Below are 20401 nucleotides of genomic sequence, written 5' to 3'. Positions count from 1 at the left end.
GTAGAAAGGTCGCTTGATGAAACATTTATGGATCGCCAGCACTTGGATTAACACATTATTAAGAGAATTTGATGCAGCGAGTTTAAACCGCAGAGAGTTAACCCGCGATTTACCCGGGTTTGTGGACGGAGGCTTTACAGAGGGTGATCGCCTGGATTTGTTATCCGCCCGGCTGCTTTGGCATCGCGCGGATAAATTATCCGGTGATCCCTTGCTCGGTTGTAAGATTGGTCTCAGCGCTGATTACCGGAGCATTGGGGTGTTAGCGCCCATTATTTGGCATTCACAAAGCATTGCGTTAGCGCTGCAAAACATCGCCCGCTTTCAGAACTTGATCAGTGAGAATGGCGCCTTTCGCTATGAAACTGATGAAAATAAGCAGCTAATTTACTGTTATTACGAAGAAACACCGGCGGCGGTCAGATCCTCATCGCAGCAAATATTGTCTGTTACGGTAGGCGTATTAAACGCTATCAAAACGTTATCGTCAGGCCGGATGAGCGCTCAAAGCTTAATAATACCGGAACGATGCTCTGTGGAGAGTATCAGTAACTTTCTTCAAATGGAGGTAATAAATCAGGGGGAACTGTTTGGGTTCACCATTGCGAAGGCAGGCCTACAAACGCCCATCTCCGGCTGTGATATCACCCTTTACAACACATGCCTGGAATACGCCAATTCGCTGTTGAATGAGAAAAAACAAGGAATAGAGCTTATTCAGCGGGTTCGGCGTTATATCGCCCATAACGGTATGCTGGTGGCAGGCATCACTGATTGTGCAGATCAACTGAACAGTTATCCGCGCAGCCTGCAGCGGCAACTGGCGGATTACGGCACGAGCTTTAGAAAAATTAAAGAAGAAGTGTTGAAGGAGCGAGCACTGCAAGAACTCAATATCGGGACGGAGGTTAAAGACATAGCACTGGTTCTTGGCTATTCGGAACTCAGTGGTTTTTATCGTTCGTTTAAAATCTGGTTTGGGATCACACCGAAAAAGGCGTTGAAGGAAGGGGTGTTCTAATATTAGATGCACCTCAATGCTGTTTAAGCGTCATCATTAACGTTTGTTACCGAATAAATAATGGGCCATTCAGAGCTCGGAAAAATAGAATAAGTACAAGGGGGAATCATGGGTGTAAGGATGTTTACTGATAAAACGATTGTCATTACAGGCGCTTCCAGCGGCATTGGTAAAGCGGCGGCGATTCAGTTAGCGAAGAAAGGCGCTACCGTCATTCTTGTGGCAAGAAGAGAAGCGCTGTTAAAAGACGTTGCGGATGAAATCAACGCAGCGGGCGGAATAGCCCACTGGTATGCGGGGGATTTATCCAAGGTCGAAGCGATCGACCAGCTGACGGAGTCCATCCTTGCTGATCATTCCGTCATCGATGTCCTGGTTAATAATGCAGGGCGATCCATTCGACGCCCGATGGAGGAATCCCTGGATCGTTACCATGATTTTCAACGGTGCATGGACATTAACTATTTTGCGCCCGTGCGTTTAATTCGTAACTTTCTCCCAGCGTTAACTCGGTCAGGCTCCGGACATATCATTAACTCCACCACCTGGGGCACGCTTTTACCCGTAGCGGGTTTTGGGCCGTACAACGCCAGTAAAATTGCTTTAGACAGCATGGCCAACACCTTAAGAATGGAGATGGAAGATCAGGGGCATTCAGTCACTCAGGTTCATTTTCCCTTGGTGCATACCGCCATGAGTGACGCCACCACAAGCTTTAAAAAGCTACCGGGCATGACACCGGAAGAAGCGGGCGGGTGGATTGTAAAAGCAGTTCAGCAGAAACCTCGCGCCATCATGGATATGAAAACCCGCGTCGCCAGTGGTCTTTATTTTTGTTTTCCTGGTGTTGTGGAGAAGATATCTAAGTTTTCGCCGTTTTCGGTTAAGAAAAGGCAAAGAGCGGTTGAGTGATTAACAGGCTTTATCTCATTATTTGATTTATGTTGATATTTGATTGCTCAAGTTACTTGCATCTCTTAACATTAATATTCAAATTAATTTACTGAAATATAGCCAGTCAGGCTGGCCCTATCGTCCATTGTTGAAGAATATCGTTTACTTCACAACTGCTTTTAGTGATTAATAAATTATGGGCGCACCAATTTTTTACGAAGATAATATGGATCTATGGGTAAGCAATGGAGCGAAAGATTGGTTCTGTGAAATCGTTGTTTCTGGCGCAAAATTGAGAAATAGAGATATTTCTAGCGTTTTTGATAGTGAACCTTTGATAGCAGGCTGTTATGGCATATCTGGCTTAGGCATAAATATGTCGGCATTTTTTCCTTACTTTGGTGGAAAAGAAGATTTTATTGAACATTTAGAATTCTGCATTTCCAACTCGGAGGGACTCTGTGAGTCAGGGCAGTCAGAAACTTCTTTGGTGCACATACTTAGCTGGGCGAAATATATTTTGCCGGGTGGTCGTATAAGAGACGACATCAATGTGTATAGCACATTACCTGCGTTTAAATTGTAATAATCGAGATTCTTGTTAAGTATGATTTTTACGAATAATCCAATTAAAAAAGACATAGAGCTTTACCAGGAGATTCTTAATCTCCCGAGTAAATATAGATGCATTCAATCTAGGGCGGGAGAGTGGAACCTCCCGAAGAATGAAATATTATTGGGGGTAAAGGAAAGTCAATTCTTTGGTTGGTCTGAGTTCTCAAAAATAGAAAAATGCCCATCTGGTGTTCAATTCTATATAGGTTCTGCTCACTTAAATATTTTTAAATCTTATGTAAATTCAAGCTTTCCTTCAAAGGTCTACGATTTATTTGTTGGTAGTTCCACTGAATCCTACCAGCCGGAAGACTCTACAGTATTTGCTAATCTCGATTACTCAATAGTCACTGAAATACTTTCTAGGGCATCTTATCCAAAACTTAAAGTTTTTAGGTATGGAGTTACTGAGTTATTTTGTAATGCTGAAGGGGTAAATGGCGCTGTTGGAGATATCACAGAGCTTTTAGAAAAAATGCCTAACTTGGAGTGTCTTGAAGTTGGCGGCAGTTTCACTCTTAGTAAACCTTTGAACCTTCCGAAACTAAAGGAGCTAGCTATTTGCATAGTCGATGGTTGGGACACATCTTTTAGTAAAGAGCCAACCGAAGAAACATTCACAAATCTTTTTAAATCAAATTTGCCGTCTCTGAATGATCTAACTATCAATTTTAACTGTTATGGTGACTTTGAACGTAATACAAATTACACGTTTCCTGATGATTTTTTAACCTCCAAATCCATGCCGAATCTCAGTTATATCGAGATTTCAGGTTTGTTTAAGCAAGGCGAAATTAAACGTTTAAAAGAAAGTTCTATATGGGATAAATGCCCCCGTAAATATAGCAGTATTTGTGAAGCATATTATCTGGCAATAGATGTGCATTATGAGAAAAATACTGCTTTTGTGGCTGGTGTCTCTTTTACGGATTCCTCTCAAACAAAGCCTGACCAAGTGTATTACTCAGAGCTAGAAGTTCCCGGAGAATATGAACCTGGAGAGTTTTATAAACGTGAACTGCCTTGTATAACAAAATTATTAGATGAACATTGTCTGAATCCCAGCGTGATTATTATTGATGGTTATGTATATTTAGATGAAGCTAATAAATGGGGACTTGGTGCGCGTTTGGCGCACCATTTTTCGCAACAAGGTCGAGAAATTTCGGTTGTTGGTGTAGCTAAAAACCCAAGAAAAGACACTCCAAAAGACTGGGAAGTTCTTCGAGGAGGGAGTTTAAAGCCTCTATATGTGAAGGGTGTCGGTCTTGATGATGAATTTTCACGAAATGTTATTGTGAGTATGTCGGGTGACTATAGACAACCAACCCTGCTGAAGTTAGCAGATACCCTGTGTAGAGAAAGAGCGAAATCTTCTAAATAATAAATGTATTTTACCAATGACGGCCTGATCTCCATTGTTCCATTGAGCCGAATGCGGTCTACGATTATCATCCCCATCTACTGTACATATCTTTATAAAAAATGAGGCTTTAGATGATGTTGTTCTTGCCTAGCCAAGACGAACTGGATTGCATTAATGATGATGGCCGGATTCTCGGAAAAATTAGGTTTGATGGCTCTAAAGGTGAGCACATTTTTAACTCGGCTGATGATGCAATCAGCTTATCAAGTACAGAAAAAGCCAGTATCGCTCAGAGATTAGCAGGTCTGGATTCAGGCAGGTTTTCAATGCCTACACAAGACGATGATTGATGGAGTTGACCTAGGTCTAGATAGTTCTGTCATCCAGTTAAGGCTAATGTCCCTTAACTGGATTGAATAAGCTTATTGCACCTCTTTAGTCACCGCCATTTTCATATTCACTTATCGCACGGATATAATCAGGTGTTTGTTTGATTGAATCCTGAGTAATTTGTTCACGTAAGCTATATTCAAACTCGATACCGTCCAGTAATCCTCTGTTTCCACATGATATTAATCTGCATGCACCATTATTATCACTGAAGGTAAATCTGTCTTTTCCAAGAGTAATGTCAAAAGTACATGTTTTATCCATTATTGATGGCGTACTGTAGGTCAGTACTTGTTGAGGTTGTACATCGATGATGCCTGATAAATCACAGCTGTGTCCGTTTGCCCATTCTAAATGTGTTTCAAAATAGGCTGCTATTGGCGATATAGGCATAAGCAAAAAACGATTTTCAGCGGTGTATTTGGTGTTGTCCATAAGAGCATTCGGGAATGTATACTTATAGACACCCTGTAATCCATCAAGAGTTGAGCTGCCATCTGCCTGACAGGTGGCTGTCACGCTGATAATAACTGCTGCAACTGTTTCTTTTATATATTTTAGGTTCGTAACCATAATTTCGAGCCTTTCATCAATTTATCTTGATCGTTGGGGTGGGCGATAATTTATGATGTAACGGCTTTTGTGCCTTCCATTAACCACTGTGCAACGTGACGATTTCGATCAGCACTGACTTGTCCGCGTCTGCAATTTTGTGAGGCAATTTTCCAACGTTCGCTCATAGGCATTTTTGAATAGACTCCTGTTCCCTTAATAGCCGGTACAAATGTTCCTCTGAAGCTAGAGAAATTACCGACATTGAACGCAATGTCAATTAGCGCAGCCTGACAGGTGATCGGATATTTATCAAAAGGCGCGCCAAATTCTCGTTTTGCCATTGCAAGCGCAATACTAAGGTCTTTTTTAAATAGGCTATCTATTGCCGCTACAGGTAACTCAAGCGTTGTATATTTACTAAGATTTTCTGGGTTGTACTTTCCTAGTCCTTTATGTTGCTTAATGAAATTATAATCGTTTTTTATTTCATCTTGTGTGGCAGCTCTGCCTAGGATCTTATTGGTATTAATTGCAATACCTGTATCTCCTCCTTTTACAGGATATCGGGAGAACCTTTTCACCATAAACGGTAAAGTTAGCATGTCCTTATGTGCATCTAAGTTGTGGCCTACACCTACAGTAACTTTCCCTACTGTGTCTACATACATGTAGGGGATATTATTTTCAGATGTAGGTTTTTTTAATGTTTCTAGTAGTTGGAATAACTTAGGAGAAATTATAGACATAATTAATAATCCTTTATAATCAATATCTTGAGTGGGTTTTGATGAAGAAGGGGTCACAGGTAGGGATAGCAGGAGAGTATTTCTGACATCAAGTTAATGCTGGATGTACCCATGATTGAGAGGAGGAAGTAAATACGATTATAGAATGTTAAACAAGGTAACCGAGCTTAAAAATAAACAGTCTAAGTTCTTATTATTTTATAATGAGACGCCTTTCTCAGTTTGTAAGGTGATAACTGGTTAATTTCTAATGCTTGAATTGAGATTTACAGGTATTTCCGACTCCTTACCTGTATCGACTTAAACACTGCTTACCTTGTGGTGTATGGTGAAGCATCTGAAAATTTCAATTTCGATCGCACACTACATGGATATATACTCATTAACTTTTCCTGAGAGATTAGCAGGCCTGGATTCAGGCAGGTTTTCAATGCCTACACAAGACGATGATTGATGTGCTTAACGTTCATTATTGACGACCTATTTTTCATACCGTGGTATGATTATCCGCTCGACAGTCCCTAATTATTGAAAGAAAGAAGATACAACAGCAAGCCTATGAACGCATTTCCGATCGATTATATTGAACCTGTATTTCGTCCACCCAGTGAAGCGAGATCGCTCATTCTTCAGGTAACGAATGGCTGTTCCTGGAATAAATGTACCTTTTGCGAGATGTATACGGCACCCCAGAAGAAATTCAGGGTAAAGCCGATTGATGAGGTGGATGCTGAGCTGAGTCGTATTTCCAAAGAAATGCCGGGTTTAACGCGTATTTTCCTGGCGGACGGTGATGCGATGAGCTTGTCTTATCGCCGAATGAAAGAGGTGTTGGAGTGTATTAATAAGCATTATCCGAACATCGAACGCGTGACGGCGTATTGTTTGCCTAGAAATCTAAAGAATAAAACCGTGGAGCAGCTTGCTGAGTTTCGCGAGCTTGGTTTGTCCATGGTGTATGTGGGTTGTGAATCCGGTGATGACGTGGTGCTTGAGAAAATAAATAAGGGCGAGACATATGAAACGTCCAAAGATGCGTTAACCAAGTTGAAGCAAGCCGGCATTAAGTCTTCGGTCATGATTTTAAATGGCTTGGGTGGTCGTAAGTATTCTGAGCAACATGCGGTGAATACCGCCAAGCTGATGAATGAAACTCAGCCTGAGTTTGTTTCTACTTTGGTTGTTTCTTTTCCAATGGGTGAAGAACGTTTCAGAGAGGGGTTTGGCGGCGAGTATGAGCCTTTGCAGCAGATGGAGTTGTTTCAGGAGATACGCACGTTAATTGCCAACTTTGAATTAGAGAACACTGTATTTCGTTCCGATCACGCATCCAATTACTTGGTTCTTAAAGGGGATCTGGGTGCGGATAAACAAAAAATGTTGGATAAGATTGATTTAGCCATCAACAAACCGGGTGTTATTCCGCTTCGTCAAGAATGGCAACGAGGCTTATAAAATGACGGATTTTGAAGGTAAGATTTCTGAGCTGATAAAAGCGGATGAGGGTGGGGATTCTTCCGGTAAAACCAAAGGCTCTCAGCCAGCGCCGGTTCATCTTTGGAATCCTGATTTGTCTGGTGATATTGATATCGTCATCAAACGTGATGGTCGTTGGATTCATGAAGGCACCGAGATTAAGCGTGAGCAAATCGTTAAGATTTTCTGCAATATTCTGTTGTTGGAGAGCGACGAATACTTCCTGATCACACCCGTTGAGAAGTGGCGCATCCAAGTTGAGGATGCTCCTTTTGTGGTGGTTTCGTTGGAGCAGGTTGACTCTGAAAAGGGGCCTGCGTTACAGATGACCACGAAAACAGGCGAAACCTTTACTGTAGGGGCTGATCATCCGTTGGAAGTGGAATACAAAGCGGGTTTTGATGGTGAACCAAGTCCTTATGCTTTGGTTCGCACCAACTTGAAAGCTTTGATTGCCAGAAATGTATTTTATGAACTGGCTGAGCTTGCAAGCATTGAAGACGAAGGCGATAAAATCTATATGGTTGTATACAGCCAGGGTGAGCGGTTCGTGCTAGGGCAGTGCTAGTTGAATCTCAGTGAATTTGTATAACTTCGGAAATGTATGTCTTCGGAAATAATCGCATCAGACAAACAGGAAACGCCACCAGAGCAGAGTTCTGAGACGCCCCAGTTTGATTCAAAAGGTTTTCTTAAAAGTGTTACCGAATTGCCGGGCGTTTATCGAATGTTCGATGAAAACGCTGAACTGCTGTACGTCGGTAAGGCTAAAAGTTTAAAGAAGCGATTATCCAGCTATTTTCGAAAAAATGGCTTACACATCAAAACACGGGTTTTGGTCGGGAAAATTGCCGACATTCAGGTCACAGTCACCAGCAGTGAAACGGAAGCCCTGTTGCTCGAACAGAACCTGATTAAGAAACATCGCCCACCTTACAACGTGTTGCTCAGAGACGACAAGTCTTACCCTTATGTGCACCTGTCCGACCATAAAGATTACCCTTATTTCTCATTTAAACGGGGTAAAAAGCGTGGTAAAGGGCAGTTCTTCGGCCCGTACCCAAGTTCAGGTGCAGTGAAGGAGAGTCTCGCGATCTTACAAAAATTATTCAAAGTACGTCAGTGTGATGACAGCTTTTACAAGAATCGTTCCCGACCTTGTTTGCAGCATCAAATTAAGCGCTGTTCTGCGCCGTGCGTGGGCTTGATCACCCCGGAGCGTTACATGGAAGACGTTCGTCGTACGTCCATGTTTCTGCTTGGTAAAAATAACGAGATTATCCATGAGTTGGTTGAGGAGATGGAAAAGGCTTCCATGTCTCTGGATTTTGAGCGTGCCGCTGAGTTGCGAGATCAGGTAACGGCCCTGAGAACCGTTCAGGAGCAGCAATATGTAATGGGTGAGGGCAGCCGTGTCAATGCGGATGTCATAGCGATTGATGCTAAACCCGGTGGGGTGTGCATTTCTGTGCTGTATGTTCGATCCGGCCAGGTGTTGGGCAATAAGGTGTATTACCCTAAAGTCAGCCTGGATGAAACTGAAAGTGAGCTACTGGCGACCTTTATTACTCAGTTGTACATTACAGATGATGCAACGCGCGAACTGCCGGAAGAGATCATTTGTTCGCATCCACCGAACGACATTGAGTTGTTAAACGCGGCATTCAGCCAACTTTTTGAACACCAAAAAGTTGAGATCAAGAGCAAGGTTCGAACCCAAAAAGCCAAGTGGTTAGAGCTTTCTGTGAAAAACGCAGAGCAAAGCCTTCAGTCTTTATTGAACAATAAACAAAATATGATGCAGCGGTTTAGATCATTGCAGGATGCTCTTGAGTTGGATGAAGTGCCGCTAAGGTTGGAGTGTTTTGATATCAGCCACAGTTCAGGTGAAGCAACAGTGGCCAGTTGTGTGGTCTTTGATCAGAATGGTCCGGCCAAAAACGAGTATCGTTCCTACAACATTGAAGGGATTACTGGTGGCGATGATTACGCCGCCATGAATCAGGCGTTAACTCGTCGGTTTACCAAAATTAAAAAAGGTGAAGGTAAAATTCCGGATATTTTGGTGATCGATGGGGGTAAAGGACAGATCAATCAGGCGCTCGACGTATTAACAGAGCTGCAGGTCACGGGGATTGATGTGGTCGGTTTGGCCAAAGGCCCGGAGCGAAAATCGGGCTTTGAGACGATCTTTTTGAACGGAGTGGATCAGGAACTGGATCTGGATGCGAATCATCCAGGGTTTTTATTGCTCCAGCATATTCGTGATGAAGCCCACCGTTTTGCGGTCAGTAAGCACCGCTGGCGACGTGGTAAGGCTCGCAAAAAGTCGACGCTGGAAGACATCGAAGGCGTTGGCCCGAAACGAAGAAAAGCCATGATTCAGTTCTTTGGTGGTTTGCAGGAAATAAATAATGCGAGCATTGATGAACTGGCGAAAGTGCCTGGCATCAGCAGGGCGTTGGCCGAAGAAATTTACGCCAACTTGCACAACGTTTAAGGTGGATTAGTTCTCGATCATGTCTTTGCCTCTGGTTTATCACCCCAATTATTCATGCCCGTTTCCCGAAGATCACCGGTTTGTGATGTCTAAATTCGTGCGTCTTCACGATGTGGTGAAAGGCAAAGGTTTGATTACCAATAACTTATTTACTTCGGTTCCCGCCAGCCTTAAGGCGTTGAACAGAGTGCACTGCCTGGATTATCTTAACTCGCTGTGTGGCAATGAAGTGGATGCCAAAGCCTGGCGGCGTGTGGGTTTACCCTGGAGCCAGGGTTTGGTGGATCGCACACTGACGTCCCCTAATGGTACTTTGCAAGCAGCTCGGTTGGCCCTGAAGTATGGCATGGCCAGTCATTTGGCGGGTGGCACTCATCATGCCCATCACGATTTTGGCTCGGGCTTTTGTATTTTGAACGATTTGGCGTACACCGCTAAAACGCTCTTGGCGCAGGGAGAGGTGGAGCGCGTACTGATTTTTGACCTGGACGTTCACCAGGGCGACGGCACTGCATCCATTTTAGAAAACGAACCGAATGCTTTTACCTGCTCTATTCATTGTGAAAAGAACTTTCCGTTTCGAAAAAGCCAGAGTGATCTGGATATCGGTTTAGACATCGGGATGAAAGATCAGGCGTATCTGGATGTAGTGGAATCCACACTCACTCAGCTGCTTAATAAATTTGAGCCGGATTTAGTCCTTTATGATGCCGGAGTGGATGTTTGGCAAAATGACGCGCTTGGTAAGCTGGACATCAGCTGGCAGGGGATTCGGTCCAGAGATGAATTGGTGCTTGAAACCTGCCTGCAAAGGCATGTACCAGTGGCGACCGTGATTGGCGGAGGGTACGATAAAGATCATCAGCGGCTGGCTGAAAGACATGCCATCGTGATCGAAAGTGCGTATGACTTATTCGACAAATTTTTGGATTGAATTACTGTTGGTTAATAAGCAATCAGTTGCGATTCTTCTCTCAAACAATTCTTAAAGGGGCTTGTTTTCGCGTAAAGTATCTATGCTATACTGCCGAAACTTTTCATTTAATAAGCTATTGATCGGATGAATATCCCTAATATTCTTACCTCGTTACGTCTCGTTTTAATTCCTGTTTTTGTGTTGATTTACCTTTTTCCGGTCGATTGGCGTTTTATTGTCTCTGCGTTGATTTTCATGTTGGCCGGTTTTACCGATTGGCTGGATGGCTACCTTGCCCGTAAATGGAATCAAAGCACACCTTTTGGTGCCTTCATGGACCCGGTGGCCGATAAACTGATGGTGGTGGTGGCTCTGGTCTTGCTGGTTCACAGCTATGGATCACTTTTCATAACTTTGACGTCAGCCATTATTATTTCCCGTGAGATTGTGATTTCCGCTCTGCGAGAATGGATGGCTGAGCTTGGTAAGCGTACCAGTGTTGCGGTGAGCTTCATTGGTAAATTTAAAACCATGGCTCAAATGGGTTCAATTACACTGCTGTTGGCCGATGATCCGTCGCAACAAGGCTTGTTCAGCTTGTTCGGTCACATCAGTATGTTTATTGCGGCGGCGCTGACAATCTGGTCTATGTTTGTGTATCTAAGGGCGGCCTGGCCAGAACTGAAGACGACGAAATAGTCTTCATGATTTACTTTAAATGCCTGCGACTTTGCAGGCATTTTTATTTCCGGCGTACCTCAGGTTTACGGTGGTGCATTTTAAGTCTTAATGACTCATCAAGCTGATTGTTGTTGGGGTTCATTCGACAAGAAATTTCTCACCTTTCCAAAAAACGGCTAACTTTAATATAAGGTTTTAATTTGCTGGTTTTGTTAGGAAGGCTTGTTCATGACAGAGACTCTCTGGATTCATGATTCCGAAGATTACCAATGTATCTTAGAAAAGTGGCAGAACACTGTGGATGTAATGGCAGAGGCCTGTATGTCGCCTGCCGGTTTCATCGTTCAGCATACTAAATATGGGTTCATGACTGCGGTTGCTTCCAGCAATGCGGAAAACCCCTATGGTACTGGTACTGTGGTTGACCCTGATACCAACCTCTATTGTAAACGGGTGGTCGAAACAAAGAAGGTGTTGTGCGTTAACGACGCCACCAAAGATCGTTACTGGGATGATAACCCTGAAATCAAAGACGGCTTGATTGCCTATCTAGGGCTGCCCATCTTTTGGCCTAACGGCGAGATGTTTGGCACCATCTGTATCCTTAATTTCAAGTCAACTCATTACCCAATGATATTTCAGAAATTAATGTTTCAGTTTCGAGACATCATTGAGGCTGATCTGCAGTTGCTGGAGAATAATAAACTGCTCAGGGAAATGGCCATACGCGACGAGTTAACAGGGTTATATAATCGTCGGGGCTTTAAAGACCTTGCCCAACAGCAACACAAGCTGGCTTGTCGGCTGCGGCAATCGGTGGGTTTACTGTATTTGGACATAGATGATCTGAAAGAAATTAATGACCAAGTTGGGCACGCAGCCGGTGATGAAGCTATAAAAGCAACGGCTAAGGTTTTGCAGGAGGCGTTAAGAAGTAACGATATCTCGGCGAGAATAGGCGGTGATGAATTCGTGGCTATGGTATTTCTTGAGGCGCTGGATACGATGGAAATCGTTATTGAAAGGCTGGAGCGGCGTCTTATCAATGAGAAAATGACGTTTGAACGACCATTGAGCGTGAGTATTGGGGGGATTCTAGTGCCGGAGCAGGACGTTAATTTTGAAAAGTTGGTGGTTTCTGCTGATAAAAAGATGTATCAAAACAAGAAAAGTAAGAAAAAAAATTAAAATTCAGACGTTTTACCCAAGAATTTTTCCTAAGAAGTTTGTGCGTACTTTCTATTCTGGTGTTTAGTTGGTGGTTTATTGATCGGTTAGTTTTTATTTTGATCAGCACGGACTTCCTTGAATCATCAAGGTGCAGTACGTTCTTTAAACAATATTTGCATTGTTGAGCAAATTTCAATCGGTGATGTTTATAAAACAAACAATTCTGAAATTATTTCTTAATAATTTCAGAAAGATAACAAAAAATGGTTGACCGAAAAAAATAAATCACTAGAATGTGCCACCAAGTTCAGCGGGAATAGCTCAGTTGGTAGAGCACAACCTTGCCAAGGTTGGGGTCGCGAGTTCGAGTCTCGTTTCCCGCTCCAATAACTTACTTTAAGTTATTGCAGAAAGATCTTAATCATCCTTGTAAGAGGATGTTGCCCCAGCTAACATTAGCTGAGGTTAAACTCAGAATCAGGAATTTGCACAAGGGCGACTGTTTAAGAGCAGTAAGTCAGTTCTGATGAAGAGTAGGAAGGCGCGATAGCAAAATGGTTATGCTGCGGATTGCAAATCCGCCGATGCCGGTTCGATTCCGGCTCGCGCCTCCAAGCTACTACTTCTTAGTAGCATTCCACATATGACCGTAAGGTCACATCCGATGCCCGGGTGGTGGAATTGGTAGACACAGGAGACTTAAAATCTCCCGATCGCAAGGTCGTGCCGGTTCAAGTCCGGCCCCGGGCACCATTTATCGTTATTTCTATTCGTATCCGAGAATTAAGAGATAAAATATCTAAATACCTCTTTCTTGATTTCTCAGTCTGTTAGCTTGCTATTTTCCTTGTGTGTGATTTTATTTTGGCCTGCTTTAAACCTGCCTTTACTTTGTTTCTTTGGATCGGGCAAAAAATCTTCAGCCCGTTCCATTAATAAAAATCATTGTTTTTCGTTGTTTGTGATTGGGGATATTGAGTCTTTTATAAATAGACTTAATTGATTTCTAACAAGTTTTTCTGCTTGTAATATTCTGAAATATATCTGTACAAAAAATGAACTCTTTGTTTCGTTTTGATCAAAGAAAAACGTCAGCATGTGTACTTTTCTTACCTTGTCCAGTGAGTCTCTATGGGAAGGTAAGTAAGCATGAAACTAAGTCAGTTAACCTCAATATTGTCGTTGCTTGTGTTCTTAAGTAGTGCTTCGATGGCGTTCGCCAAGCCAGAAACAGAGTCTGTTAATGAAGTGAAGCAGATGCGCTTGTCATCGAATTCAATATGTAAGATTTCTCGTCATTCGTTGGCGCTTCGGCAGGTAATGAGCGAAGTTGCTATTGAGACAAGGCAGCGAATCATCAGTCAGCCGGCAATAGATGACATAAAAAATATCAAGCATTATCAGGGGCAACCCAATATTCCTCCGATGATTACTGAGTTTGATTTAGAGAACCTTGATAAGGCGTGCAGTGAGGAGCGGAACCGTGACTATCGGGCCGACAAGTTCTCGGGTTGGTATGGCTAACAAGGGGGAGCCTTCTTCGGCAGGTCTATTGCTTAAACTCCTAATTAAAGACGAAAAGCCAGTAAAGAGTGCTATCCTTAAGCAATAGCTTTGTGTGAAGGCGCTGTTTATAGACATCGTTCAGGGGGAGTTTGATGAGCGAAGACGAACTGTTGTTCATGGATGAAACGGAAGAAGAGGCTGAGGTCGAGCAGAAAGGGGTACCGTGGAAAATTCTCATCGTTGATGATGAGGCTGAAGTTCATGATGTGACTCGTTTTGCGTTATCTGGCTTTGAGTTTGATGATAAACCTCTGTTGTTTTTGGATGCTTATTCGGGGCAGGAAGCTCGAACCATTCTGGCGGATAACCCCGACATTGCGGTCATACTTCTGGATGTCGTTATGGAATCGGAAGATTCCGGCCTCAAAGCTGTGAAGTACATTCGGGAGGAGTTGGGCTACAACAATGTCAGAATTATCCTTCGTACCGGGCAGCCAGGGCATGCGCCTGAAAAGTCTGTTGTACGCGATTATGATATCAATGATTATAAAGCCAAAACCGAGTTAACCGCCCAGAAACTTTACACCTTAATGCTTTCCAGTCTCAGATCTTATCGGGATATTGTGTCGTTAGAAAAAAATAAACGTGGCCTGGAAAAAGTGATCCAGTGTTCTCGTGGCATTTTTGAAAAACACGCGATGGATCAGTTTGTTGAGGGGGCTATAGAACAGTTAGTGTCTTTGTTGTTCTTAGAGCATCAGCCAGAACTTTATAGTTATGATGGTTTGGCAGTGGAGGTTAAGGATACTTCTCAGTTGAAGCCTTTATATGGTTATGGCAAATACAGCCATCAGTCCGAATTTTGTTTAAGTGAACTCTGTACAGATGTGAAGGCGATATTCAAAGAGGCTATTCACGATAAGAAAAATATTTTTCGCGAAAATGACTTAGTCATTTATTGTGAGGGTAAAAAACGTGCCATTTTAATGTATGTTGATGGGCATCATGCTTTGTCGGCTCTCGATAAAGAGTTGCTGGATGTGTTCACAAAAAATGTTATTTCGGCGTATGAAAATATAGAGTTGCACGAGAAAAATAAGCAACAGACGGATGATTTGGTTGCGTATTTGGCTGAATTAACGGAATGTCGGGATCAGTTTGTCGGTCGTCATACAAAACGAGTGGCTGAATTGAGCGTTAAGCTGGGAGAGTTGTTGAATTTGCCGGCGTCAGAGCTAGCGGCTTTAAGAACCGCAGCGCCACTTCATGATTTTGGTAATATCATGGTGCCCGAAGAAATTCTTCATAAAGAGGGTAAGCTTACGCCGGATGAAATGGCGACGGTTAAAACTCATTCTTTAAGGGGCGCAGAGTTGTTAGGCCAGGCTGATCAGAATGTACTGAAATTGGCTGGCACGATTGCGGCTGACCATCATGAAAAGTGGGATGGTTCCGGTTATCCGAAAGGTAAGCAAGGGGAAGAAATTCACATCATGGGCCGAATTGTGGCCATTGCTGATGTATTTGATTTGTTGGCCTGTAAACGCAGTTACCGTGAACCTTGGCCTATGGAAGATATTGTTGCGTATTTTATTGAGCAGAAGGGCAAGCACTTTGACCCGAATCTGGTTGATCTCCTCTTAGAACACTTGGACACCTTTAATCGAATCCGAGAAGGGATGCCTGATCCGGAGTAAGGTAAGGCTCGTGTCCCTTAAATTCGAGAAGCCAGATAGCAAGGCTTCTCGCAATTCTGTATCATTGCTTTTCTATTTTATTTCTCTAATTTTTCACTCTTTTTTGGAATCCGAGCCCAATGACAGTTCGTACGCGCATTGCACCGTCTCCAACCGGCGATCCTCACGTAGGCACAGCCTACATTGCTTTATTTAATTTATGTTTTGCTCGCCAGCACGGCGGCCAGTTTATTCTACGTATCGAAGATACGGATCAGACTCGCAGCACTCAAGAATCTGAAGATCAGATTCTTGAAGCTATGCGTTGGATGGGGTTGGATTGGGACGAAGGGCCGGACGTGGGTGGTCCGCATGGTCCTTATCGTCAGAGTGAACGTAAAGACGGTTATCGCCAGTACGCAGAAGACTTGATAGCAAAAGGGCACGCTTTTTATTGTTTCCGCACCCCGGAAGAGCTGGATGTCATCCGTGAAGAACGTAAGGCAGCAGGCTTAAATCCTGGCATTAAAGGTGATTTGGAGCTTTCTGAAGAAGAAGTTCAAACGCGTTTAGCAGCGGGTGAGTCTTATGTGATTCGTATGAAGGTGCCGGACGAAGGAACCTGTGTGATCGAGGATCGTCTTCGTGGCACGATTGAAATTGATTGGTCTCAGGTGGATTGTCAGATTTTGCTGAAGTCGGATGGTATGCCGACGTATCACTTAGCAAACGTGGTGGACGACCATGAGATGAAAATTACTCACGTTATTCGAGGGGAGGAGTGGATTAACTCAGCACCCAAGCATAAGTTGTTGTATCAGTATTTTGGCTGGGAAATGCCAGAACTGATTCACATGCCGTTATTGCGTAACCCGGATAAGAGTAAGTTAAGTAAGCGTAAGAACCCAACGTCCATTACCTTCTATGAGCGTATGGGTTTTATGCCGGAAGCGCTGACCAATTATCTGGGGCGTATGGGCTGGTCAATGCCGGATGAACGTGAGAAGTTCTCTTTGGCAGAAATGATCGAGAATTTCGATATCAGCCGGGTTTCCTTGGGTGGGCCAATCTTCGACGTAGAAAAACTGAAGTGGTTGAACAGCTTGTGGGTTCGTGAAGATCTGACCGAGCAAGAATTTGCTCAGCGTGTTCAGGACTGGGCGTTTAATGAAAAGAACATCGCGCCGATGCTGTCTTTTATTCAGGGTCGTGTTCAAACCTTTAGTGACATTGCGCCGTTAGCAAATTTCATGTTCTCAGGCATGTTGCCATTAACCGCTGAAGACTTTGCTCATAAGAAATTAGACGAAGAGCAAGTGAAGCGGGTACTTCAGTTCATTTTGTGGAAACTGGAAGCACAACGTCACTGGACCAAAGATAATATCTTTGCGGACATCAAAGCCATCAGCTTAGCAATGGAGTTGAAAATGGGCGACTTCATGCAGCCGATTTTTGTTTCTATCGCGGGCACGCCAAACTCCTGGTCGGTGATGGACTCCATGGCGATGCTTGGGCCAGACATGACGCGTGCACGTTTGCGTTATGCTTTGAATGAAGTGTTGGGTGGATTTTCGAAGAAAGCGACTAAGAAAGTAGAAAAAGAATATCAAGCGATTCTTACTCAGTTGGTTGAAGAGTGATCAATCTGTTAAGTCATTAACTTTTTTGAACTTTTTACTTGACTGTGGGCGGGGTGATTATTAATATAAGCCCCGTTCCAAGATATGGGGCCTTAGCTCAGCTGGGAGAGCGCAACGCTGGCAGCGTTGAGGTCAACGGTTCGATCCCGTTAGGCTCCACCAAATTCTAAAAGCCTGATTTTTTAATCAGGCTTTTTTTATGCCTGGAATATGCGTGAATTTGGGTTGGTTTAAGTTAGTTACCATCAATTTGAAAAAATTGAAGTTTTTATTACAAAAACGGTTGCACTTTCTGAATCAGCTGTTATTATACGCGCCATCGAAACAGAGGCCGTTTCGATAGAAATTAAATTTAGTAAGTTGTTGATTTACAAAGTTTAATTTCACGGTTTTAACTATGTCTTGTTGTTGAAATCAAAATGCGTCCCATTCGTCTAGAGGCCTAGGACACCGCCCTTTCACGGCGGTAACAGGGGTTCGAACCCCCTATGGGACGCCACTTCTTCTACACCTTCTTATATTTTTAATATTCTTTCTGATTTTAATATCTTAATACTCTTCTGAACTTTTTATCTTTCTTTCTTATACATAAATAATTCTGTGTTCGTCATAGTTCAAAAGTTGTGATTGGTTTAACACTTCGTTCTTCTTGCACAATGCTTGCTTGTTTTGTCCTCTAATCGTGCGTTTTTGAGCACTATCTTTGTTTTTTAAGACGTTAGAACAAGGGCAGTATCATGCACACCTTTATAAGTAAGTTATATGAGTTAACTACATCCAAAATTCATTTTCGGTTTTGTTTGCTTTTACTTGCTTGTGTATCTCCCGTGTCTGCCATGTTTTTACAGGATCAAGCTTATGTTATGGCGTCCGTCACGACAGCAGTTGCTGGCTATGCTGTGATGGTGATCTTTTTTCATGGTGATTATCTTGAGCGACAGTGCTCGCTTCTTGAAAATGAAGTCATTAAAGACCCGCTGACAGGGGCATTTAATCGCCGATATTTGATGGATAAACTCAATGATTGTTTATCTGTGGCAAAAAGAACACAAGATACCGCATCATTGGTTGCTATCGATATAGACTTCTTTAAGCGTGTTAATGATCAACATGGCCTCGATGTAGGGGATACCGTACTGAAACAAGTGGTAAGAACGGTTCAAGCTCGGATTCGGCATTCAGATCGTCTGTGTCGAATCGGTGGGGAAGAATTTATTTTGGTGTTACCGTCAACGGACGTTATTCAGGCTAAGGTTTTGGCCGATGCGCTCAGGCTTCAGGTGAGTGAAGCTGTTTTTACTCATAGGGAAGAGGTGACGGTGAGTTTGGGGGTCTCGCAATTGGCCAAGGCAGATAGTATTGATCAATGGATGAAACGTTCAGATCAGGCGCTGTACCAAGCAAAAGCGCAAGGCAGGAATCGTGTGGCAGTTGTTTAACGAAACACAACCAAGTTGCCTTGGTTGTGTCTGTGATCGTTTGTTGGTAATCGTTGTGCTTGTGATAGGAGAGCCAGTAATGCCCGGGTTGATTAATTGAGGCTTACGCAACCGCCAGCTCAACAAGATTAAAATACTGGTTCACCGAAGCGACTATGGCATTCATGGAGGAGGTCAGAGTGTCTTCATGAATGGCGGCACTCTCCAGCTTCTTACCGTTGATATTTACCTGTACATATGAAATGGCTTGCGCGTCACTGCCATGGCTCAAGGCATGTTCATGGTATTCTTGCACGTCTATCTTTGTGTCTGTCCACTCGGACAGCGCTTGGGTAAATGCGTTCAAGGCGCCATGGTCTTTGCCTGTAATTTCTACGCTGGTGGTCGGGCCTTGTAATTTGGCGATGATCTCATCGTAGGTGTTTCTTGAATGAGTATAAGCTCCCAATCTGTAGGGTTGTTCGTGGCTCATATAAGTTGCTTCAAACAATTTTTTCATGTCTTCACTGCTGACTACCGATGCTGTGTGTTCAGCAAAGCTTTGCACAATGCTGCTGAAAGAGACCTGCAGCCAGCGGGGAAGTTGAAAGCCGCAGTCTTGTTCCAAGGTATATGCAATTCCGCCTTTACCGGATTGACTGTTTACTCTGATGACTTCTTCATAGCTTCGGCCTAAATCCGTTGGATCTATGGGTAGGTAGGCGACTTCCCATTTGTCTTCGTTATTTCTAAGATCCAAGCACTTTTTAATGGCATCTTGGTGAGAGCCTGAAAAGGCCGTATAGACAAGTTCACCGGCATAAGGGTGTCGCGGATGGACGGGCAGTTGAGTGCACTTTTTCACTGTGCGCACGATCTCATCCATGTCTTCAAAATCCAACTTTGGATCAATGCCCTGGCTGTATAAATTCATTGCCATTGTTACCACATCCATATTACCTGTGCGTTCGCCATTGCCCAAAAGTGTGCCTTCAACACGCTGAGCGCCCGCCATAACGGCCAACTCTGCTGCTGCAACACCACAACCTCGGTCATTGTGGGTATGGACACTGACTTCAATAGCATCTCGGTAGTTAACCTGATTGCAGAACCATTCAATCTGATCGGCGTAAACGTTAGGTGTGGAGACCTCAACGGTTGCCGGTAAATTTACTATGGCTTTATGGCTAGGGGTGGGTTGCCATACGTCAAGTACCTGATTGACGACTTCAACGGCAAATTCCATTTCAGTGCCAGTGAAGCTTTCGGGGGAATACTCGAACGTCCACTGGGTTTCAGGTGCAAGTTCGGCACAGTATTTAACGTGCTTGGCACCGTTCACTGCAATGTCAATAATGCCTTGCTGATCCAGTTTGAATACCTGTTCTCTTTGTACTTTGGATGTGGAGTTATAAACGTGCACAATCGCGCGCTTGACCCCTTTTAACGACTCGAAAGTACGTTCAATTAAGGTGTCTCTCGCTTGAGTCAGCACCTGAATGGTTACGTCTTCAGGAATTTGATCTTCTTCAATCAACCAGCGGACAAAGTCAAAATCCGGTTGAGATGCCGCCGGAAATCCGACTTCAATTTCCTTGAAACCCACTTTAACTAATAGTTTAAACAGTTCTTGTTTTTGAGCGACCGTCATAGGTTCGATGAGTGCTTGGTTGCCATCCCGTAAATCCACAGAACACCAGTTCGGTGCATGAGTAATTACTTGATCAGGCCATGTGCGGTTGGCCATTTTGATCGGAGCAAAAGCGGAGTATTTCGTATGATCAAAACCAGACATGTCGAATTCCTATGGTTATTTTTTATCGTTAATGAA

General features: G+C 43.5%; 18 protein-coding genes and 5 tRNA genes. 20 read left to right on the top strand and 3 right to left on the bottom strand.

Features of this window, described 5'->3' with window-relative positions:
• Window positions 1-16 precede the first annotated feature (16 nt).
• The 5 genes from ABD744_RS17090 (at window position 17) to ABD744_RS17070 (ending at window position 4246) form a co-directional block, all read left to right on the top strand.
• The gene (locus ABD744_RS17090) at window positions 17-1021 is read left to right on the top strand and encodes a helix-turn-helix domain-containing protein (RefSeq protein ID WP_344799765.1); all 1005 of its coding nucleotides are present in this window, start codon (window positions 17-19) and stop codon (window positions 1019-1021) included.
• A gap of 120 nt (window positions 1022-1141) precedes the next feature.
• Window positions 1142-1933: an SDR family NAD(P)-dependent oxidoreductase gene (locus tag ABD744_RS17085; RefSeq protein WP_344799764.1), complete on the top strand. Its 792-nt coding sequence runs from the start codon at window positions 1142-1144 to the stop codon at window positions 1931-1933.
• Window positions 1934-2111: 178 nt separating this feature from the next.
• Window positions 2112-2501: a hypothetical protein gene (locus tag ABD744_RS17080; protein WP_344799763.1), complete on the top strand. Its 390-nt coding sequence runs from the start codon at window positions 2112-2114 to the stop codon at window positions 2499-2501.
• Window positions 2502-2651: 150 nt separating this feature from the next.
• Entirely contained in the window at window positions 2652-3914 is a 1263-nt protein-coding gene (locus ABD744_RS17075; protein WP_344799762.1) for an endonuclease V, read from the top strand.
• 113 nt (window positions 3915-4027) lie between these two features.
• Window positions 4028-4246, top strand: a complete 219-nt coding sequence (locus tag ABD744_RS17070; RefSeq protein ID WP_344799761.1) for a hypothetical protein — start codon at window positions 4028-4030, stop codon at window positions 4244-4246.
• An 85-nt stretch (window positions 4247-4331) separates the two neighbouring features.
• On the opposite strand, the gene ABD744_RS17065 is transcribed toward ABD744_RS17070, so the two are convergent.
• Both ABD744_RS17065 and ABD744_RS17060 read right to left on the bottom strand, forming a co-directional pair.
• Window positions 4332-4859 carry a hypothetical protein gene (locus ABD744_RS17065; RefSeq protein ID WP_344799760.1) on the bottom strand — a complete coding sequence of 176 codons (528 nt, stop codon included), beginning with the start codon at window positions 4857-4859 and terminating at the stop codon, window positions 4332-4334.
• Window positions 4860-4909: 50 nt separating this feature from the next.
• The gene (locus ABD744_RS17060) at window positions 4910-5587 is read right to left on the bottom strand and encodes a hypothetical protein (RefSeq protein WP_344799759.1); all 678 of its coding nucleotides are present in this window, start codon (window positions 5585-5587) and stop codon (window positions 4910-4912) included.
• A gap of 558 nt (window positions 5588-6145) precedes the next feature.
• Between ABD744_RS17060 and ABD744_RS17055 the strand changes: the two genes are divergently transcribed.
• The 15 genes from ABD744_RS17055 to ABD744_RS16985 all read left to right on the top strand — a co-directional run bounded on the left by ABD744_RS17055 (window position 6146) and on the right by ABD744_RS16985 (window position 18591).
• Window positions 6146-7042 carry a radical SAM protein gene (locus ABD744_RS17055; RefSeq protein WP_344799758.1) on the top strand — a complete coding sequence of 299 codons (897 nt, stop codon included), beginning with the start codon at window positions 6146-6148 and terminating at the stop codon, window positions 7040-7042.
• A 1-nt stretch (window position 7043) separates the two neighbouring features.
• Window positions 7044-7631 carry a DUF1285 domain-containing protein gene (locus ABD744_RS17050; RefSeq protein ID WP_344799757.1) on the top strand — a complete coding sequence of 196 codons (588 nt, stop codon included), beginning with the start codon at window positions 7044-7046 and terminating at the stop codon, window positions 7629-7631.
• A gap of 36 nt (window positions 7632-7667) precedes the next feature.
• The gene (uvrC, locus tag ABD744_RS17045) at window positions 7668-9563 is read left to right on the top strand and encodes an excinuclease ABC subunit UvrC (protein ID WP_344799756.1); all 1896 of its coding nucleotides are present in this window, start codon (window positions 7668-7670) and stop codon (window positions 9561-9563) included.
• Between the two features lie 19 nt (window positions 9564-9582).
• The gene (locus tag ABD744_RS17040) at window positions 9583-10497 is read left to right on the top strand and encodes a histone deacetylase family protein (RefSeq protein ID WP_344799755.1); all 915 of its coding nucleotides are present in this window, start codon (window positions 9583-9585) and stop codon (window positions 10495-10497) included.
• 126 nt (window positions 10498-10623) lie between these two features.
• Window positions 10624-11178 carry a CDP-diacylglycerol--glycerol-3-phosphate 3-phosphatidyltransferase gene (gene pgsA / locus ABD744_RS17035; protein ID WP_344799754.1) on the top strand — a complete coding sequence of 185 codons (555 nt, stop codon included), beginning with the start codon at window positions 10624-10626 and terminating at the stop codon, window positions 11176-11178.
• Between the two features lie 210 nt (window positions 11179-11388).
• Window positions 11389-12348, top strand: coding sequence for a sensor domain-containing diguanylate cyclase (locus ABD744_RS17030; protein WP_344799753.1), 960 nt, complete (start codon window positions 11389-11391; stop codon window positions 12346-12348).
• 292 nt (window positions 12349-12640) lie between these two features.
• Window positions 12641-12716, top strand: a tRNA-Gly gene (locus tag ABD744_RS17025).
• 154 nt (window positions 12717-12870) lie between these two features.
• Window positions 12871-12944, top strand: a tRNA-Cys gene (locus ABD744_RS17020).
• 52 nt (window positions 12945-12996) lie between these two features.
• Window positions 12997-13083, top strand: a tRNA-Leu gene (locus ABD744_RS17015).
• Window positions 13084-13479: 396 nt separating this feature from the next.
• Complete coding sequence (locus ABD744_RS17010) at window positions 13480-13854, top strand: hypothetical protein (RefSeq protein WP_344799752.1); 375 nt, start codon at window positions 13480-13482, stop codon at window positions 13852-13854.
• A gap of 134 nt (window positions 13855-13988) precedes the next feature.
• Entirely contained in the window at window positions 13989-15533 is a 1545-nt protein-coding gene (locus ABD744_RS17005; protein WP_344799751.1) for a DUF3369 domain-containing protein, read from the top strand.
• Window positions 15534-15652: 119 nt separating this feature from the next.
• Window positions 15653-17152, top strand: a complete 1500-nt coding sequence (gene gltX / locus ABD744_RS17000) for a glutamate--tRNA ligase (protein ID WP_344799750.1) — start codon at window positions 15653-15655, stop codon at window positions 17150-17152.
• Window positions 17153-17238: 86 nt separating this feature from the next.
• Window positions 17239-17314, top strand: a tRNA-Ala gene (locus ABD744_RS16995).
• A gap of 261 nt (window positions 17315-17575) precedes the next feature.
• Window positions 17576-17651, top strand: a tRNA-Glu gene (locus tag ABD744_RS16990).
• 238 nt (window positions 17652-17889) lie between these two features.
• Window positions 17890-18591: a GGDEF domain-containing protein gene (locus ABD744_RS16985; RefSeq protein WP_344799749.1), complete on the top strand. Its 702-nt coding sequence runs from the start codon at window positions 17890-17892 to the stop codon at window positions 18589-18591.
• Between the two features lie 103 nt (window positions 18592-18694).
• Here ABD744_RS16985 and leuA read toward each other — a convergent pair whose 3' ends face one another.
• Complete coding sequence (leuA, locus tag ABD744_RS16980; RefSeq protein ID WP_344799748.1) at window positions 18695-20365, bottom strand: 2-isopropylmalate synthase; 1671 nt, start codon at window positions 20363-20365, stop codon at window positions 18695-18697.
• Window positions 20366-20401 lie beyond the last annotated feature (36 nt).

It is taken from the genome of Litoribacillus peritrichatus (assembly GCF_039537985.1).
Lineage (GTDB): Bacteria > Pseudomonadota > Gammaproteobacteria > Pseudomonadales > Litoribrevibacteraceae > Litoribacillus > Litoribacillus peritrichatus.
Note: the sequence above shows the minus strand (reverse complement) of the source record. Positions and strands in the feature narration are given on the sequence as shown.

Bases quoted from the DNA above. Each gene is read 5' to 3' on its own strand.
- ABD744_RS17030 (WP_344799753.1), top strand. From the start codon at position 11,389: ATGACAGAGACTCTCTGGATTCATGATTCCGAAGATTACCAATGTATC.
- ABD744_RS17055 (WP_344799758.1), top strand. From the start codon at position 6,146: ATGAACGCATTTCCGATCGATTATATTGAACCTGTATTTCGTCCACCC.
- ABD744_RS17065 (WP_344799760.1), bottom strand. From the start codon at position 4,859: ATGGTTACGAACCTAAAATATATAAAAGAAACAGTTGCAGCAGTTATT.
- ABD744_RS17005 (WP_344799751.1), top strand. From the start codon at position 13,989: ATGAGCGAAGACGAACTGTTGTTCATGGATGAAACGGAAGAAGAGGCT.
- ABD744_RS16985 (WP_344799749.1), top strand. From the start codon at position 17,890: ATGCACACCTTTATAAGTAAGTTATATGAGTTAACTACATCCAAAATT.
- uvrC (WP_344799756.1), top strand. From the start codon at position 7,668: ATGTCTTCGGAAATAATCGCATCAGACAAACAGGAAACGCCACCAGAG.
- ABD744_RS17010 (WP_344799752.1), top strand. From the start codon at position 13,480: ATGAAACTAAGTCAGTTAACCTCAATATTGTCGTTGCTTGTGTTCTTA.
- ABD744_RS17050 (WP_344799757.1), top strand. From the start codon at position 7,044: ATGACGGATTTTGAAGGTAAGATTTCTGAGCTGATAAAAGCGGATGAG.
- ABD744_RS17070 (WP_344799761.1), top strand. From the start codon at position 4,028: ATGATGTTGTTCTTGCCTAGCCAAGACGAACTGGATTGCATTAATGAT.
- ABD744_RS17040 (WP_344799755.1), top strand. From the start codon at position 9,583: ATGTCTTTGCCTCTGGTTTATCACCCCAATTATTCATGCCCGTTTCCC.
- ABD744_RS17060 (WP_344799759.1), bottom strand. From the start codon at position 5,587: ATGTCTATAATTTCTCCTAAGTTATTCCAACTACTAGAAACATTAAAA.
- ABD744_RS17085 (WP_344799764.1), top strand. From the start codon at position 1,142: ATGTTTACTGATAAAACGATTGTCATTACAGGCGCTTCCAGCGGCATT.
- pgsA (WP_344799754.1), top strand. From the start codon at position 10,624: ATGAATATCCCTAATATTCTTACCTCGTTACGTCTCGTTTTAATTCCT.
- ABD744_RS17080 (WP_344799763.1), top strand. From the start codon at position 2,112: ATGGGCGCACCAATTTTTTACGAAGATAATATGGATCTATGGGTAAGC.
- ABD744_RS17090 (WP_344799765.1), top strand. From the start codon at position 17: ATGAAACATTTATGGATCGCCAGCACTTGGATTAACACATTATTAAGA.
- gltX (WP_344799750.1), top strand. From the start codon at position 15,653: ATGACAGTTCGTACGCGCATTGCACCGTCTCCAACCGGCGATCCTCAC.
- leuA (WP_344799748.1), bottom strand. From the start codon at position 20,365: ATGTCTGGTTTTGATCATACGAAATACTCCGCTTTTGCTCCGATCAAA.